This is a genomic window from Streptomyces monashensis, from assembly GCF_001866665.1.
GTDB classification, from domain to species: domain Bacteria; phylum Actinomycetota; class Actinomycetes; order Streptomycetales; family Streptomycetaceae; genus Streptomyces; species Streptomyces monashensis.
The window spans coordinates 62045-78551 of the sequence record NZ_MLYO01000062.1 but is presented as its reverse complement, the minus strand read 5'-3'; the positions used below and the strand labels follow the sequence as shown (position 1 = coordinate 78551).

The following is a 16507-nucleotide window of genomic DNA, read 5'->3' as shown; positions in this document are numbered from 1 at the left end:
CTCAGCTCCCCGCGCTCACGAGCAGACCGGCCGCCCAGCCGGGCATGACACGGTGCTCGTCATGACGTGTGGTGATCCGCTCCCATTCGTAGTCACCACAGATCCAGTCATGAATGATGTCCGCATATCCCCGCAGCGCCGCACGCTGACTCTCGTCGACGGCCCGTACCAGTCGTGACAAAGCCCTCTCCTCCAACTCCACGAGCTCGTCGACCTTTTCCTGAGCGAGCCGGGACGCCTCGGCCAGCGCCTCCTGCCGCGTGCCGCCGCGGCTGCGCTGAATGAGGTGGATCGCGTTGTGCCCCCCGGTGATGTCCTCGTGCCGGAGCGACATGGAGTCGTTCCGCAACGCGACCACGTCGGCGCCCAGTTGCCTCACGCGTTGCAGCACAGGGTGATGCCACAGCTCCGGCGGCACCTCAGTACCACCCCACTTCTCGCCCAGGTCGTTCTGACCGAAGGCGCACGTCGTGGAGGCCCGCAGTAGGAAGTAGTCCGCCAGGTCGCGGTGGGCGAATCCCGTCCTGCGGTCGATCGCCTCGGTCACCTGGGAGGAGAAGTACGCCGTCCAGTTGAACGCCACACGGGTGCGTAGCGGCAGGGACATCCCCCGCACCATCCGGCTCCACAGATCGGCGAAGGCACGCACCGTCGGCGTATCGTGCGACTCCGGTCCGGACACTCCGTGCACGATGCCGATCAGGGCACTGCAGACAGTGGCCACCCTGCCGGGATCACGGCCGATCTCACCGTCCAGCTGGTCGTCGAACGGCAGGAAGTACCAGCCCATCATCTGCGCCGCCGTACAGCACTCCTCGGCACTGGCATGGGGGTAGAAGAAGGCGGCCACTTCGGCCAGTCGCCAGTCAACGAAGTCTTCCTCGGCCTGCTCGCCGTCCAGCAGGCCGAATCTCCGCATCCAGGCAAGCGCGCTCTCGCGTGCCTGATCCACATGCGGGTTGATCCGCAAGGGCCACGGGGTGGTGAACACCGCTCCGGTTCGCGTCACGCTCGGTTGCTCCTTCGATGGGACTCCCGAGGATGGTGCGTGAGCAAGATTGAGCACAGCAATGCTGCCCCGGAGGGTCCACTCCCATGGGCGAGCGCGTACGGGAGGCACCATGCGCCCCACAGTGATCTTACGTCCGAATTCCCCCAACTTCCCTTTCGTGACCGGGCAGTTCGCTACCAATCCGGACTTGCGGCAATGTGTGGGGCGTGGCCTTCGGCCCGGCCCCGCAACCCGGGTGCGGGATCTCGCAGCCACTACTTCTGCGAAGATCACGCCAGTTCGAGAGAAGAGGAGAACACGCCATGACACAGGCAGCGGAACCAGATGCGGAGCGGGCACTGCCCCAGCGGCTCGTCGCCCTGCTGACCGGTCATCTTGATGTCGAGGTGGTGCCGGAGCAGTTGACCGCCGCGACGACGTTCGAAAGCCTCGGGATGGACTCGCTGTCGTTGATGGAACTGGTCGTGGCGGCGGAGCAGGAGTACGGGATCGTCCTTGTCGAGGGCGAGCTGGACCTGTTCCCGGCCTCCACGCTCGCAGACGCCGCCCAGGCGTTCGAGCATGCCGCCTGAGATCGCGGTCACCGGGCTGGGCCTGGTGACCCCGGCCGGACATACGGCGGACGCGAATTGGGAGGCCCTGTGCCAGGGCCGCTCATTGGCCGCCTCCGACCCCGAACTCGCCGGACTGCCCGTCGACTTCTCCTGTCAGGTGACCGGATTCGACGCCGCGGCCGAACTCGGCCGGTCACTCGCCCGGCGCGTGGACCCGTTCATCCAGTTCGCCCTGGCCGCCGCACGGCGCGCCGTCGCCGACGCCGCGCTGGACACCGGCACATGGCCGGCGCAGCGGGTCGGAGTCGTGCTGGGTGTCGGGTCCAACAGCCTTGGCACGTACGTCACCGAGTTCTGCCACCTCGGCGCGGACCAGCCCCAGCGGGTCTCGCCGCTCGCGCTGCCGCGCAGTGTGCCGAGCATGGCCGCGGGCGAGGTCGCCATCGACCTGGGCGCCCGGGGGCCGAACTTCACCACGTCCAGCGCCTGTGCCTCGGGCGCGACCGCGATCGGGGTCGCACGGGACCTGCTGCGGTCCGGGACATGTGACATCGTGCTGGCCGGCGGCAGCGAGTCCGCGCGCTCCCGTATGACGGCCACCTGCTTCACACGGATGCGGGCACTGTCACGGCGACGCGAACACCCGCAGCTGGCCAGCCGGCCGTTCGACGCGGCACGGGACGGCTTCGTCCTCGGGGAGGGCGCCGCCGTCCTCGTCCTGGAACGCCTCTCCCACGCCACCTCCCGCGGGGCACCGGTCCAGGCCGTGCTGCGCGGTTACGGCGCCGGAGCGGACGCCCACCATCCGGTGGCCCCGCACCCGGAGGGGAACGGAGCGGAACGAGCCATCCGCGCGGCACTGCAGGACGCGGCATGCGCTCCGGCAGACGTGGGTCTCGTCCACGCGCACGGCACCTCCACGCCGCTGAACGACGCGGCCGAAGCCGCAGCTCTCACCCGGGTCTTCGGAGCGGACACACCCCCCGTGACAGCCGCCAAGAGCGTGATCGGCCACGCCCTCGGGGCAGCGGGTGCGATCCAGGCGGCATACACGGTCCTCTCCCTGCACCGGCGGACAGTGCCGCCGGTGGCGAACTTCGAGGGCCAGGACGGAGACCACAAGCTGGACATCGTCGCCGACCAACCACGCCCGATGGCCGGGAATACGGGCCTCAGCTGCTCGTTCGGCTTCGGCGGCCAGAACGCCGTCCTGTTGTTCACGACCGACTGACGAGAATGGCTGCTTGGAGGCCACGTCGACAGTATTCGTTCTCCGGCTCGATCACCCGCAGCTTCACACACCGCGCCAGCAGCACCGGGTCCCGGAAGGCGCTGAACTTCAGCAGCTGCGCCGCCCCGCTCACCCCCACGCCTTGGCCGCCTTCCCCGCCAGCACAATCGTCGCCGCCGGCCAGCCGCACCGTCACTGTTGTTGATCCAACTGGCGTTGCGGACGCAGGGATCGGCGAGGGCACGGCGATGATATCGGTCAAGACGATCTCCTTGCAGCCGAGGATGACACCGCAGCGACGGGGCTCGCGGGACGGTTGCGGGCAGGAAGCTCCCCTGCCCACGGAATGATGGGTGTGCCCCGTCGGCGATCACCGCAGTGCGGACTGCTCTCCGTCGCTCCGTCGGTGAAGTGGCGACACCCGGGTTGAAGGGTCTCTGGGGTCAACCGCGCAGGCACGCGCCCATCCGAACGACTCAAAGAACCTACCCGGACGGTGAGGCTTTCCAACGCGCAGAGTCACTCCGCCCGCGGATTGGCTAGACACATTCCCGGACAGTGGTGCGGCCGCCCCAGACAGATACGCAAGGAGCCCAACCTCCATGAGAAGGACGCGACCCGACTTCCGATTCGCCCACGCTCGGGGTGCGTTGCCGGTCCTGGGGCACGCGGTACGCGCCTGGAGAGCACCGCTGTCCTTCCTCAACTCACTCTCGGAGCAGGGGGATCTCGTACACGTCCGGCTGGGCCGGAAGTCCGTCTACCTGGCCTGCCATCCGGAATTGGCCGATCAGGTGCTCCGGGACCCCCACAGGTTCGACACCGGCGGGCCGGGCAAGGACGAGCTACGGGAGCTCTTCGGTGACGGAATCCTCACCTGCCCGAACGCCGCGCACAAGCGGGTACGACGCCTGGTCCAGCCATCGTTGCAGCAGGCGCGCATTGCGCGGTTCATCACCACGATGGTCGCCACGGCAGACGCGATGACCGATGCCTGGCGATCCGGGGTTCCCCTCGACGTGACGCGGGAGATGACGGACATGGCGGCTATGACCGGCGTCCACGCCATGTTCGCCGCGGAGTTCACGGAGCACTTCCGCGACGAGGTCCACACCTGCCTGAGGGCGATCAACAAAGCGGTCTACTACGAGGTGTTGACCACCGCGCTCGGAGTGCAGTGGCTGTTCCGTCACCGCACCCTCCAGTTCCACCGAACGCTGGCCAGGTACAAGCAGGTCGTCGACGAAGTGATCAGCCTGTACCGCCACTCCGGCAAGGATCACGCGGACATCCTGTCCGTGCTGCTGGCGGCACAGGACGAAACTGACGAGCCTATGAGCGACCACGAGGTGCGTGAGAACGTCATCAACATGTTCACCGCGGCAACAGCAGCGGGCCCCGCCAGCACCATGGTGTGGGCGCTGCACCTGCTGGACCTCCACCCGGACATTGCTCGTCGTGTCCAGCACGAGATCGACTCAGTCCTCGGGGACGATCCGCCGGACGAGTCAACCGTGCGACGCCTGGAACTCACCCGGCAGGTCGTTCTGGAGACGCTACGGCTGTACCCCCATGCCTGGCTGATCACCCGCTGCGTCGCCAAGCCCGTCGAGCTGGCCGGGCAGATCCTGCCACCCGGCACCAGCGTGGTCGTGAGCCCTTACCAACTGCACCGTCAGCCACACCTGTTCCCCGACCCCGAGCGATTCGATCCTGACCGCTGGGCGCACGGCACCCCCGGCCCACACGGAGCGTACATCCCGTTCAGCAACGGCTCCCGCCAGTGCCCTGGAAAGCACTTCGCACTCACCGAGGTCGTCGTCGTCCTCGCCCGGGTTCTGCAGAACCGGACCCTCCACGGAGAAGCCGTATCCTCGAGCCCCGCAGCCCCCAGGGTGGACATCATGTTGGAGGCCCCGCCACTGGTGATGACGCCGCAGCTGCGCACCTCCCGCACGGCCTTCGCGCCCTACCGCTGGAGCCCTAACTTCGCGGCGTTCCGCGGGCCTGTACGCCCATCGGGTCTTCCAAGATTTCCGTAGCCGTTGATCGCCGAGCTCGGTGGAGTGTCAGTTGAGCAGGATGCGGTGGCGGAGGAGTCGGTAGCCGGCCCGGCCGTAGGTCTGACGCTTGAGGAGTTTGATCTTGTGGTTGACGCCCTCGGTGCGCCCGTTGTGGAAGGGCAGGGTGAGGCCGGCGTCGGCGGCGCGGTCGCGTTCCAGGCCGGTGGCGTAGCCATGGAGGAAGGGCGGGTCGGCGGTGCGGACGCGGGCGATCCAGTCGGTCAGGGCCCTGGCGTTGTCCTCGCGCCAGGTGAGCAGGGCGGCGAAGCCGGTCACGGCGGTGGCGAGTTCGGTCATCTGGGGGCAGGCGTCGACGAGTTGGTTGCGGAGTGTCTGTTGGCCTTCGCGCAGGTGGGTGGGGTCGGTGAGGAGGTAGCGGGCGGCCCGGCGTGGGGAGAGGGCGGAGTGGTCGGCCTCGACGCGGCCCTGGGTGATGTAGCGGACCAGGAGGTTGGCGCTGCCGGTGTAGCCCTGTTCGCGGATCTCGTGCAGGAGGTGGGTGACGGGCACCGCGGGGTCCTCGGCGCGGCGTCGTCGCAGGTGGTCAAGGGTGGGCAGGTAGTTCGGGGCGCGGACCATGCGCTCGGGCTCGGCGTGGCGGGCGTAGCGTTTGACGGTGTTCAGGGCCAGGTCCAGGCAGCGGGCGCCTTCCAGCAGGCCGGCGCCGGCGTCCAGGAGCTGGTGGATATGCTGCCAGCGCTCGCGGGTGCTGGCAGCACGCCTGTCATCGGCGCCATCGCCGACCCCCTCTCCAAGGGCATCCACTCAACACACGCGACCTCGTGTCGCACCTTCACCTGGAAAGTGCCTCCAGCGGTGGCGGGAACAAGGACCTCAACAATCCTCATTCTCGCTGGTCAGAGGCACTTTCTGCTTTCCTGATCACCAGCCGGACAGGTCGCCTCGTGAAAGCGCGAGGCTAACGCGGCAAGCCCCCGAGAGACCGGAAAGGGCCTCCCGCGCAGGTCAGAGGCCCTTTCCAAGGCAAAGCCGCAGGTGGCGGCAGACGAGTCGGGCTGTACGCCGGGTTCTGTTCCCCCACAAGGAGACAGCCGGGACAGCAGGTCGGCCTCCCTTCCGTCCCTCCAGTGCCCTTGGGGCTGCTTATCCTCGCGCTCCGGGCGAGCATTAAGGTGCGATTCGAAAGATGTGCGCATCTGTCTGAATGTCAGGGCAACCCGCTCAGGACACACGCCGCGCGCTGGAAGGAAACGAAGCCGTGCATGGCGAGTACAAGGTGCCCGGCGGCAAGCTGGTCGTCGTCGATTTGGATGTCGAGGAAGGCGTCCTGCGTAACGTGCGCGTCGCCGGGGACTTCTTCCTGGAGCCGGACGAAGCGATCCTCGCGATCAACAAAGCCCTTGAGGGTTCACCCTCAACGACGGACGCTGCAGGGCTGGCCGCCCGGATCACGGCGGCGCTGCCGGAGTCGACCATGATGCTCGGGCTGACAGCGGAAGGCGTCGGCATCGCCGTCCGGCGCGCTCTGGCCCACGCGACCGAGTGGAGCGACTACGACTGGCAGCTGGTGCACACGGAGCCACAGGCACCGGCTCTGCACATGGCGCTGGACGAAGTGATCACCACCGAGGTGGCCGCCGGGCGGAGAGCCCCGACTCTTCGGGTATGGGAGTGGGCCTCGCCCTCTGTGGTGATCGGCAGCTTCCAGTCCCTGCGCAACGAGGTGGACCCCGAAGGGGCCGCGAAGCACGGGATCACCGTGGTTCGCCGTGTTTCCGGTGGTGGGGCCATGTTCGTAGAGCCCATGAGTACGATCACGTACTCCCTGTCCGTGCCGGAGTCCCTGGTCTCGGGCCTCTCCTTCGCAGACAGCTACGCCTACCTCGACGACTGGGTGCTGGGCGCGCTCGGAGACATGGGTATCAAGGCTTGGTACCAGCCCCTGAACGACATCGCCACCGAGGCCGGCAAGATCGCCGGCGCCGCCCAGAAGCGCATGGTCGGCCCTGACGGCGGCCCTGGAGCCGTCCTCCATCATGTGACGATGTCCTACGACATCGACGCCGACAAGATGCTGGAAGTGCTCCGCATCGGCAAGGAGAAGATGTCCGACAAGGGGACCAGGAGCGCCAAGAAGCGAGTCGACCCGCTCCGCAGGCAGACGGGCCTCGCGCGGGAGCAGGTCATCGAGAACATGATCGCCTCCTTCCGCAACCGCTACGGGCTCACCACCGGCGAAGTCACGGCGGAAGAGATGGCCCGCGCGGAGGAACTGGTGCGCACGAAGTTCGCCACCGAGGAGTGGACCGCGCGCGTGCCGTGAACGCCGCGCCTCTGCCGGGTCCCACGCGGCACTCGGCAGGGCCGCGCAGGCCCTTGCCCGCGATAACGCCGGCTCGTAGTGTCTTCCTCGTCCGACCTTCGTCGAGCCGGGCAACACGATCACCTACTCCCTGTCGGTGCCCGAGTCCCTCGTGCAGGGCCTGTCCTTCCAGGACAGCTACGCCTACCTCGACGACTGGGTGCTGGGCGCCCTCGGCGACATGGGGATCCGGGCCTGGTACCAGCCGCTGAACGACATCGCGACCGACCAGGGCAAGATCGCGGGCGCCGCGCAGAAGCGGATGGTGGGGCCGGACGGGGGCCCGGGGGCCGTGCTGCACCACGTGACGATGTCGTACGACATCGACGCCGACAAGATGCTGGAGGTGCTGCGCATCGGCCGGGAGAAGCTGTCCGACAAGGGCACGCGCAGCGCGAAGAAGCGGGTCGATCCGCTGCGGCGGCAGACGGGGCTGCCCCGTGAGGCGGTCATCGACCGGATGATCGCGTCGTTCCGGGCGCGGTACGGCCTGGCGCCGGGCAGGATCACGGACGGGGAGCTGGCGCGGGCCGAGGAGCTGGCCCGGAGCAAGTTCGCGTCCGTGAAGTGGACGGCCCGGGTGCCATAGCGTCCGCCCTCCGCTGGGACACCGGTTCATCAACGGGTCAAGGACTGCTCTCGCCCGGACCAAACGGTCGTATGGGTTACGTGCATACCCGCCTCCGGACCCCGACATAGGCCGATTTGCGCCCTTGGCCGCTGGCTACCGTGGTCGGGCCCAACGGCCACGCACGAGCACGGGGAAGAGGTGACGGCGATGGGGGCGCCGAATCATTCACGGCTGCACGATTTCCTGGAACCGGATCCGACGGAACGCGGCCTTCCGCAGCAGGCGGCGGAGCCTCGCCGCTCGGCGCTGCTGGACCTGGTGGAGGCCGCGCCACCGCCGCGGGCCGCCGCCGACGACCGGCCCGGGCCCCGGCCGGGCATACCCGCCTACCACACGCCGGTGTTCGTGCCGGCGCATCCCCGCTCGGTCGTCGGCACGGGCACGGACGGCCGCCCCGCGCGCGTGCCCTTCATCGTGTGCGAGCTCTTCGCCCACCCCGCGCACGGCACCGTGGCCTTCGCCTTCACCACGCTGGACGGGCTGGTGGCGGCGCTCGGCGAAGCGCAGCCCTGGATCGCCGGTTCCCTCGGCCCGCTGGCCGAAGGGATGGACGAGCGGGGCGTCACCGTCCTGCTCGATCCGCGGGTCGCGCCCGGAGAAGCCAACTGGCGGCCCGAGGACCTGGCCGCCCACGCACGGGAGGTGCGGCGATGACGGCCGACTTCAAGGTCATCTACGACGATCTCGCCACGCTGGCGAAGACGTTCCACGACGAGTCCGGCAACTACCGCAAGCTGGCCCCCGACGTGACTCCGGCCGTCGTCAGCGGGGGCGACCCCGGGCTGGACGACACGATCAAGGCAGTCGCCGACCTCATCACCAGCATGCACCTCGCGCTCGCGGACCGGCTGGACGAGCACGGCGACAAGGCCGGGTACGCGCGTGACTCCTTCCACCGGCACGACGTGGACGTCCACGGAGTCTTCGAGGACCTCACCCCGGAGGACTGGCACTGATGAGCGACAGCTGGGTGGGGGGCGACCTCGGTGGCCTGCACACGATGGCGACCACCTACAAGAACGCCAAGGACAAGCTCGACGGCGTGGTGAAGCCGCTCAGCACCGCCGTCGAGAAGCTGGCCGGCGACGCGGGCTGGAAGGGCGACGCGGCCGAGACGTTCCGCGCCAAATGGAGCGAGGACCAGATCACGGCCGGCGGCTTCGCCGAGCTGGTGCACTCGGCGGGCGACATCCTGGGCACGCTGGCGGACGCGCTGTCGACCTGCGAGTCGTCGCTCTACAACGCGCAGCACATCGCCGCCGCCAAGGGTGTGGCGACGGACGACAAGGGCGTGCCGAAGCCGCCGGACTCGTCGGGCCCGGAGGATCCGAAGACCGTCTCCGCGAGGAACGACTACGTCGACGCACGCAACCACATCCTGCACACCGCCCAGCACGCGCGGCTGGAGGCGGCGCAGCAGTTGCAGGGGCTGTATGACCGGGTGACCGGGTCGGGCCCCACGACCACCGGGGACAAGGTCACCATCGCGGACTATCTGCGCGGCCTGTACGCGTACGACGCCGAGGACGCCCGGGCCGGCGGCAAGGAGGCCCGCGCGAAGCTCGACGACGCCAAGAGCGCGGCCCAGGCCGCCAAGAAGGAGATGCGGGCGGAGCGCAAGGCGTACCAGAAGGCGGGCCAGGCCCTGCCCAAGGACCTGCCCGCCAAGAGCGCCTACCGCGACGCCGTCACCAAGGTCGACTCCCTGGAGGAGGCGATCGCCCGTGCCGAGAACGGCAGTACCGCGCTCCCCTACGACCGTGCGCTGAACGTGAAGCTGGCCGACGCCGCGGACGCGCTGCGCACGGGCGAGAGCCTGGAGAAGATGCCGGACTTCCTGAAGGAGATCCCGGTCCTGGACGTGGCCGCGGCCGGTGCGTGCGGGCTGCTGGAGGCGCAGGGCGACCATGACGCGGGCTGGTCGTGGCAGCGTTCGATCGCGACCGACGGCGGCGCCAACGTCGGGGGGCTGGTGGCCGGTACGGCCATCACGGCGGGCCTGGTGGCCGCAGCGCCGTTCGACGTGCCCGTCGCGGTGGTGGCGGGGGTCGGCGGCGCCGTCGTGATCGGCGCGACCGGCATCATCGACCACTCGCTCCACGAGCACTGGAGCGAGGACATCCACGACCACGGTGTGGTCGGCGGCGTGCTGACCGGCACGGGACACGTACTGTCGAAAACCGGGGGCGACTTCAAACGACTGGGAGAGGACGTGTGGCATGGCGTCACGAGCATCTTCTGACAACGCCGTGCCCACGGCTCCCGCCCGGATCCCGGCCCTGCCGGGGCTCGGCACCACGTGGTACGCGCGCGGTCCGCGCTACTGGGTGCGCCGCTCGTCCGGTGCCGTCCTGTGGCTCGCCGTCGTGGCGTTCTGCTGCTACATCGCGCTCGCTCTCTACGGAGGCTTCCGCGGCGCACTGCCGCCGACGGTCCGTACGGTGTGGGACTGGGCGCAGGTGGCGGCGTCGGTCGTGGCCCTGGTCTGGGGGTGGCGGGTGCAGCGCCGCGGCCACCGGGAGAAGCTCCTCGACCCGCCGGCCCCGCAGGAGTTCCGGGCCGCCAAGCGGGACGAGGCCCGCCGCTCGGTGTGGCTGACGCTGGCCGGCCGGGTCCTGTGGCTGGTCGCCGCGCCCGTCGCGCCCGCGTGCGTGGCCTGGGGCGTCGGCTGGTGCGTCGCGGCGTTCACCGTCCGCGAGTACCCGAGCGAGGTCGGCGCCCGCCGCTGGCTGGCGGAGCACCCCGCGGGGACCTGAGCGCGCCCCCGGGGGACTCGTGTCGCCTCCCCCTTCCCCGGCGTTCGGGCGGTACGCGGGCGGAGGGGGTGTTGTGACCATGCAAGCACACAGCGAGTTTTCCCTTCCGCCCCACAGGCGCTCGTGTGACACTGGCGTCCCCGTCCACCCTGCGGACCCCTTCCGCACCCCCTCCCCCACGAGAAGTGCGCCGTGCGTTCTCTTCCTCTGCCGCTCGCGCTCACCGCGCGGATCTCACCGGTCGCCGTGCTCGCCTGCGCCGGCTGGGCGCTGACGTCCGGCCCGGCCGCGCCGGCCGCCGCCGACGGCTCCCCGGCGGGCCAGAAGGCGCCCACGCAGTCCTCCGCCTCCCCCGGCCCCTCCTCCTCCGGCGGGTCGCAGACGTACGCCGCCGCGCCCACGCCCTGTACGAGCGTGCCCGCGGCCACCGTCACGGCCCTGGTGCCCGGGGCGAAGACGGAGGGCAAGGAGATCCCGTCGACGGACACCAAGGTGCGCCGCACCTGCTCCTGGAACGCCCTGAAGGGGTACAGCTACCGCTGGCTCGACGTGTCGTTCGAGATCGCCGGGTCGCAGCAGGAGGCGAAGCAGAACTACCAGCAGCAGGTGAGCGAGAAGAGCGGCGGCGGTGCCGTGCCGGGGCTCGGGGACAGCGCCTACTCGATCGTGAACCTCACCACCGAGGACAAGCAGCAGACCCGCGAGGGCGTGGTGATGGTCCGGGTCGCCAACGCCCTGGTGGTCGTCACGTACAACGGCAGCGACTTCGACACGAAGAAGGCCCCCGGTACGGACGAGATCAACCAGGGCGCCATCAAGGCGGCGCGGGCCGCGGTCGGCGCGCTCGGGGGCGGGCAGTCCGGGTAGCCGGACGCCCGCCCCTCACTCTTTCGGGTCCTTCTACGTCTGGCTGCGGGACGTCAGCAGCGTGAGCGCCAGGTAGAGCACCAGCGACGTGCCGAGGCCCACCGCCCAGCCGTAGTCCGCCAGGGGGGACAGGGCGGGGACGGGGCGGCCGTCGAGCAGGGGCTTGAAGCTGGCGCCGCCGATCGCGAGGACGCCGCCCGCGAGGAAGGCGACGACGGCCCGCCAGTTCCAGCCGGCCGCGTACCAGTAGCGGCCGCCCGCTCGGTACAGGTCGGCGAGGTCCAGGCGGGTGCGGCGCAACAGCCAGTAGTCGGCGACGAGGATGCCCGCGACGGTGCCGAGCAGACCGCCGACCAGGCCGAGCCAGGTGAAGATGTAGCCCTGCGGGTCGGAGTACAGCTTCCAGGGCATGATCACCACCGCCAGGACCGCGGTGATGAGCGCCCCGGTGCGGAAACTGACCTTCCTGGGCGCCACGTTGGAGAAGTCGAAGGCCGGGGAGACCAGGTTGGCCGCGATGTTCACCGAGAGGGTGGCCACCAGGACCGTGACGAGGGCGTAGAGCAGGCCCACCACGTTGTCGGTCTTCGCGGCCAGCTGCACCGGGTCCCAGACGGGTTGCCCGTAGACCGCCTGCGAGCCGGAGGTCACCAGGACGGAGAGGAAGGCGAACAGGGTCATCGTCGTCGGCAGGCCGAGCGCCTGGCCCCAGGTCTGGGCCTTCTGGCTCCTGCCGTAGCGGGTGAAGTCGGGGATGTTCAGGGACAGGGTGGACCAGAAGCCGATCATGCCCATCAGGGAGGGCCAGAACAGCTTCCAGAAGTGGCCGCCCCAGCCGAGCCTGGACGGCTGGTCGAACAGCGGGCCGACGCCGCCCGCCTTGCTGCTCATCCACCCGAGCATCACCAGCGCTCCGACGATCACGAACGGCGCCGCCCAGTTCTCGAAACGGCGGACGGTCTCCATGCCGCGGTGGATGATCGCCACCTGGAGCAGCCAGAACAGCGCGAACGACAGCCACATGGTCCAGGCGTAGCCGCCCAGGTGCGCGGCGTTCGACCAGCTGTCGCCGATCAGCTTGCCGGCCAGGAAGTAGATGGCCTCGCCGCCGATCCAGGTCTGGATGCCGAACCAGCCGCACGCCACCAACGCCCGTACGACGGCGGGCAGGTTGGCGCCGCGCACCCCGAAGGAGGCGCGGGCGAAGACCGGGAAGGGGATGCCGTACTTGGGGCCCGCGTGCCCGGTGAGCAGCATCGGGACGAGGACGACCAGGTTGGCCAGGGCGATGGTGAACACCGCTTGTTTCCAGTCCATCCCGACGGCGATCAGCCCGGAGGCGAGCGTCCAGGAGGCGGTGTTGTGGGCCATGCCGACCCACAGCGCGGAGAAGTTGTACGTCGTCCAGGTGCGCCCGGCCGCGGGGACCGGGAGCAGGTCCTCGTTGGCGTACGGCCCGCTGGGCGGCGGGGTGCCGGGGGCGAGTTCGACGCGGCCGTCGGGAAGGGTGACCTGACGGGAGGGGGGTATGGCTGCGGGGGCGGTGTCGGTCATGGGCGGTCCCGGAGGGGTGAGACGGGTCGGGGAGTGCCGTGCGGGCGGCGCGATGGGGGGGTGCGCGGGCGGGCGCCCTGTGCCCCCTCCCCCAGGCGGCGGGGAGGGGGAGACCAACGGGGAGGCGGCGGTCAGGAGTTGACGGCGGGGATCACCCGGGAGCCGTAGGCGTCGATGGTGGCTTCCCGGGCATCGTGCATGTCGTACACCGCGAACTGGTCGACGCCCAGCGCGCGCAGCGCCTTCAGCTTCTCGACGTGCTTCTCGACGGGACCGATGACACAGAAGCGGTCCACGATCTCGTCGGGCACGAACGCGGTGTCGGGGTTGTCGGCGCGCCCGTGGTGGGAGTAGTCGTACCCCTCGCGGGCCTTGATGTAGTCGGTGAGTTCCTCGGGGACCCGGCCGGAGTGCTCGCCGTAGCGGGCGACGAGGTCGGCGACGTGGTTGCCGACCATGCCGCCGAACCAGCGGCACTGCTCGCGGGCGTGGGCGAGCGCCTCGGGCGAGTCGTCCTCGGTGACGTACGCCGGGGCGGCGACGCAGACCGTCACCTCGGACGGGTCGCGGCCGGCGGCGACGGCCGCGTCTTTCACGGCCTTGACCATGTACTCGGTGAGGTAGAGGTCGGACAGCTGGAGGATGAAGCCGTCGGCCTCCTCGCCGGTCATCTTCAGCGCCTTGGGGCCGTACGCGGCCATCCAGACGGGGAGTTCGGCGCCCTCCCTGATCCACGGGAAGCGGATCTTCGTGCCGCCCAGGTCGGCCTCCTCGCCCCGGCCGAGGGCGCGGATCACCTTCATCGCCTCGCTGATCCGGGCCAGCGTGTTGGGCTTGCGGCCCGCGACGCGCATCGCGGAGTCGCCGCGGCCGATGCCGCACACGGTGCGGTTGCCGAACATGTCGTTGAGGGTGGCGAAGGTGGAGGCGGTGACCTCCCAGGTGCGGGTGCCCGGGTTGGTGACCATCGGGCCGATCTTCAGCTTCTGCGTGTTGGCGAGGATCTGGCTGTAGATCACGAACGGTTCCTGCCACAGCACGGAGGAGTCGAAGGTCCAGCCGTACGTGAAGCCGTTGCGCTCGGCGCGTTTCATCAGGCTGACGACGCGGGAGGCCGGCGGGTCGGTCTGGAGGACGAGTCCGAAGTCCATGGGCGCCACTCCTAGTTGAGGTACTGACAGGTGGAGCGCGGGGTGTAGACGCCGTGACCGGTGCGTCCGGTGTACTCCCGCTCGGTGATGACGGGTACGCCGCGCGAGAGCACGGTCTCGACGCGGCCGGTGATCCGTTTGCCCTCGTAGGCGGAGTAGTCGACGTTCATGTGGTGCGTCGCGGCGGAGACGGTCTGCTCGGCATGCGGGTCGTAGACCACGACGTCGGCGTCGGCGCCCGGGGCGATGGTGCCCTTCTTCGGGTACAGGCCGAACATGCGGGCCGGGGTGGCGCAGGCGATCTCGATCCAGCGGCGCCGGGAGATGTGCCCGTCGACGACGGCCTGGTGCAGCAGGTCCATGCGGTTCTCCACGCCCGGCAGACCGTTGGGGATCTTGGAGAAGTCGCCGCGGCCCAGCTCCTTCTGGCCGGTGAAGCAGAAGGGGCAGTGGTCGGTGGAGACCACCTGGAGGTCGTTGGTGCGCAGGCCCCTCCACAGCGCCGCCTGGTGCTCCCTGGGCCGCAGCGGCGTGCTGCACACGTACTTCGCGCCCGCGAAGTCCGGCTCGGCGAGGTTGTCGGTGGACAGGAACAGGTACTGCGGGCAGGTCTCGCCGAAGACGGGGAACCCCTCGTCGCGCGCCCGCGCCAGCTCGGCCACCGCCTCCTGCGCCGAGACGTGCACGACGTACAGGGGCGCGCCGGCGACCTGCGCGAGCCGGATGGCGCGGTGTGTGGCCTCCGCCTCCAGCAGGGCCTTTCGGACCTCGCCGTGGTAGCGCGGGTCGGTCTCGCCGCGGGCCAGGGCCTGCTGGACCAGGACGTCGATGGCGATGCCGTTCTCCGCGTGCATCATGATCAGCCCGCCGTTCTCGGCGGAGCGCTGCATGGCGCGCAGGATCTGCCCGTCGTCGGAGTAGAAGACGCCCGGATACGCCATGAACTGCTTGAAGGAGGTCACCCCCTCCTCCACCAGCAGGTCCATCTCCTTCAGCGTCTCGTCGTTCACGTCGGCGACGATCATGTGGAAGGCGTAGTCGATCGCGCAGTTGCCCTCGGCTTTGGCGTGCCAGGCGTCGAGGCCCTCGCGCAGGGTGTGGCCGACGCTCTGCACCGCGAAGTCGACGATCGTGGTCGTCCCGCCCCAGGCGGCGGCTCGGGTGCCGGTCTCGAAGGTGTCGGAGGCGAAGGTCCCGCCGAACGGCAGCTCCATGTGGGTGTGTGCGTCGACGCCGCCCGGGACGACGTACTTCCCGGTGGCGTCGACGACCCTCCCCCACCCTTCGGGCGGGGGTGCCCCCATCTCGCTTCGCTCGGCGGTGAACGCCTCGGCGGCGGGGGTTCCGGAGGCGGCGAGGGCGGCGATGCGGCCGTCCTCGATCAGGACGTCGGCGTGGATCTCGTCGGAGGCGGTGATGACAAGCCCTCCGCGGATGACTGTACGGCCGGTCATGCTGCTCCCTCGGTCAACTCGGTTACGGTCAGGGCGCGGTCAGCGGCTCGTACGCCCCCGGCGCGCGGTCCCGGTAGAACTGCCAGCGGTCGCGGACCTCGCGGAGTTTGGCCAGGTCCAGGTCGCGGACGACGAGTTCGGTCGCCTTGTCGCTCGCGACCTCGCCGACGAACTGGGCCTCGGGGTCCACGAAGTACGTCGTGCCGTAGAAGTCGTTGTCGCCGAGGTCCTCCACGCCGACCCGGTTGATCGCGCCGACGAAGTACTCGTTGGCGACGGCCGCCGCCGGCTGCTCCAGCTGCCACAGGTAGCGGGACAGGCCGCGGGAGGTGGCCGAGGGGTTGAAGACGATCTCGGCGCCGGCGAGACCGAGCGCCCGCCAGCCCTCGGGGAAGTGACGGTCGTAGCAGATGTACACGCCGATCCTGCCGACGGCCGTGTCGAAGACGGGCCAGCCGCTGTTGCCCGGGCGGAAGTAGAACTTCTCCCAGAATCCCCGGACCTGCGGGATGTGGGTCTTGCGGTACTTGCCGAGGTAGGAGCCGTCCGCGTCGATCACCGCGGCGGTGTTGTAGAGGACTCCCGGCTGCTCCTCCTCGTACATCGGCAGGACGAGGACGATGCCCAGCTCGCGCGCCAGGCGCTGGAAGCGCTGGACGGTCGGGCCCTCGGGGATCCGCTCGGCGTACTCGTAGAAGGCCTTGTCCTGCACCTGGCAGAAGTAGGGGCCGTAGAACAGCTCCTGGAAGCAGAGGACTTGGGCGCCCTGGGCGGCGGCGTCGCGGGCCGCCTGCTCGTGCACCTGGATCATGGATTCCTTGTCGCCGGTCCACGCGGTCTGGAACAGGGCGGCACGGATCACTCGGCTCATCGGGACCTCCGTCGGCTCGGTGTGCGGTGAGCCTAGAAAG

At 69.7% G+C, this 16507-nt stretch carries 16 protein-coding genes and 1 pseudogene; 10 read left to right on the top strand and 7 right to left on the bottom strand.

All coding sequences use genetic code 11. From position 1 onward, the window contains the following. Window position 1: 1 nt before the first annotated feature. Window positions 2–1123: a terpene synthase family protein gene (locus tag BIV23_RS32630; protein WP_143079156.1), complete on the bottom strand. Its 1122-nt coding sequence runs from the start codon at window positions 1121–1123 to the stop codon at window positions 2–4. A 191-nt stretch (window positions 1124–1314) separates the two neighbouring features. Between BIV23_RS32630 and BIV23_RS32625 the strand changes: the two genes are divergently transcribed. Together BIV23_RS32625 and BIV23_RS32620 are read left to right on the top strand one after the other, a co-directional pair. After that, window positions 1315–1584, top strand: a complete 270-nt coding sequence (locus BIV23_RS32625; protein WP_071384593.1) for an acyl carrier protein — start codon at window positions 1315–1317, stop codon at window positions 1582–1584. Next, a complete protein-coding gene (locus tag BIV23_RS32620; protein WP_071384592.1) occupies window positions 1574–2797 on the top strand; it encodes a beta-ketoacyl-[acyl-carrier-protein] synthase family protein in 1224 nt (407 codons plus the stop codon). The genes BIV23_RS32625 and BIV23_RS32620 overlap by 11 nt, the downstream gene beginning before the upstream one ends. Here the strand turns inward: BIV23_RS32620 and BIV23_RS49805 are convergent. Further along, window positions 2784–3059, bottom strand: a complete 276-nt coding sequence (locus BIV23_RS49805; RefSeq protein ID WP_143079155.1) for a hypothetical protein — start codon at window positions 3057–3059, stop codon at window positions 2784–2786. The genes BIV23_RS32620 and BIV23_RS49805 overlap by 14 nt on opposite strands. Before the next feature lie 340 nt (window positions 3060–3399). Here BIV23_RS49805 and BIV23_RS32615 point away from each other — a divergent pair, with 340 nt between their 5' ends. Beyond that, on the top strand, window positions 3400–4839 hold the full coding sequence (locus tag BIV23_RS32615) for a cytochrome P450 (RefSeq protein ID WP_071384591.1): 1440 nt from the start codon (window positions 3400–3402) through the stop codon (window positions 4837–4839). 27 nt (window positions 4840–4866) lie between these two features. Here BIV23_RS32615 and BIV23_RS32610 read toward each other — a convergent pair whose 3' ends face one another. Beyond that, window positions 4867–5625 (bottom strand): ISL3 family transposase, encoded by a 759-nt coding sequence (locus BIV23_RS32610; RefSeq protein ID WP_071384590.1) that lies wholly within the window; start codon window positions 5623–5625, stop codon window positions 4867–4869. A gap of 454 nt (window positions 5626–6079) precedes the next feature. On the opposite strand from BIV23_RS32610, the gene lplAB reads away from it, so the two are divergent. The 7 genes and pseudogenes from lplAB (at window position 6080) to BIV23_RS32575 (ending at window position 11437) form a co-directional block, all read left to right on the top strand. Next, window positions 6080–7144 carry a lipoate-protein ligase LplAB gene (gene lplAB / locus BIV23_RS32605; RefSeq protein WP_071384589.1) on the top strand — a complete coding sequence of 355 codons (1065 nt, stop codon included), beginning with the start codon at window positions 6080–6082 and terminating at the stop codon, window positions 7142–7144. Between the two features lie 97 nt (window positions 7145–7241). Beyond that, window positions 7242–7772, top strand: a pseudogene (locus BIV23_RS32600) (lipoate--protein ligase family protein); the annotation flags it as partial. Window positions 7773–7961: 189 nt separating this feature from the next. Continuing rightward, window positions 7962–8468, top strand: coding sequence for an SAV_915 family protein (locus BIV23_RS52475; RefSeq protein WP_245790761.1), 507 nt, complete (start codon window positions 7962–7964; stop codon window positions 8466–8468). Then, window positions 8465–8770 carry a DUF6317 family protein gene (locus BIV23_RS32590; protein WP_071384588.1) on the top strand — a complete coding sequence of 102 codons (306 nt, stop codon included), beginning with the start codon at window positions 8465–8467 and terminating at the stop codon, window positions 8768–8770. The genes BIV23_RS52475 and BIV23_RS32590 overlap by 4 nt, the downstream gene beginning before the upstream one ends. Then, window positions 8770–10056 (top strand): WXG100 family type VII secretion target, encoded by a 1287-nt coding sequence (locus tag BIV23_RS32585; protein WP_071384587.1) that lies wholly within the window; start codon window positions 8770–8772, stop codon window positions 10054–10056. The genes BIV23_RS32590 and BIV23_RS32585 overlap by 1 nt, the downstream gene beginning before the upstream one ends. Further along, window positions 10034–10570, top strand: coding sequence for a hypothetical protein (locus BIV23_RS32580; RefSeq protein ID WP_071384586.1), 537 nt, complete (start codon window positions 10034–10036; stop codon window positions 10568–10570). Before BIV23_RS32585 ends, BIV23_RS32580 begins: the two co-directional genes overlap by 23 nt. 192 nt (window positions 10571–10762) lie before the next feature. Then, window positions 10763–11437: a hypothetical protein gene (locus tag BIV23_RS32575; RefSeq protein ID WP_071384585.1), complete on the top strand. Its 675-nt coding sequence runs from the start codon at window positions 10763–10765 to the stop codon at window positions 11435–11437. Between the two features lie 33 nt (window positions 11438–11470). On the opposite strand, the gene BIV23_RS32570 is transcribed toward BIV23_RS32575, so the two are convergent. From BIV23_RS32570 to BIV23_RS32555, 4 genes are all read right to left on the bottom strand, one after another. Next, on the bottom strand, window positions 11471–12991 hold the full coding sequence (locus tag BIV23_RS32570; RefSeq protein WP_071384584.1) for an NCS1 family nucleobase:cation symporter-1: 1521 nt from the start codon (window positions 12989–12991) through the stop codon (window positions 11471–11473). Between the two features lie 131 nt (window positions 12992–13122). Further along, complete coding sequence (locus BIV23_RS32565) at window positions 13123–14142, bottom strand: TIGR03842 family LLM class F420-dependent oxidoreductase (protein WP_071384583.1); 1020 nt, start codon at window positions 14140–14142, stop codon at window positions 13123–13125. An 11-nt stretch (window positions 14143–14153) separates the two neighbouring features. After that, entirely contained in the window at window positions 14154–15596 is a 1443-nt protein-coding gene (gene hydA, locus BIV23_RS32560; protein ID WP_071384582.1) for a dihydropyrimidinase, read from the bottom strand. A gap of 28 nt (window positions 15597–15624) precedes the next feature. Beyond that, on the bottom strand, window positions 15625–16467 hold the full coding sequence (locus BIV23_RS32555) for a nitrilase-related carbon-nitrogen hydrolase (RefSeq protein WP_071384581.1): 843 nt from the start codon (window positions 16465–16467) through the stop codon (window positions 15625–15627). Window positions 16468–16507: the final 40 nt, after the last annotated feature.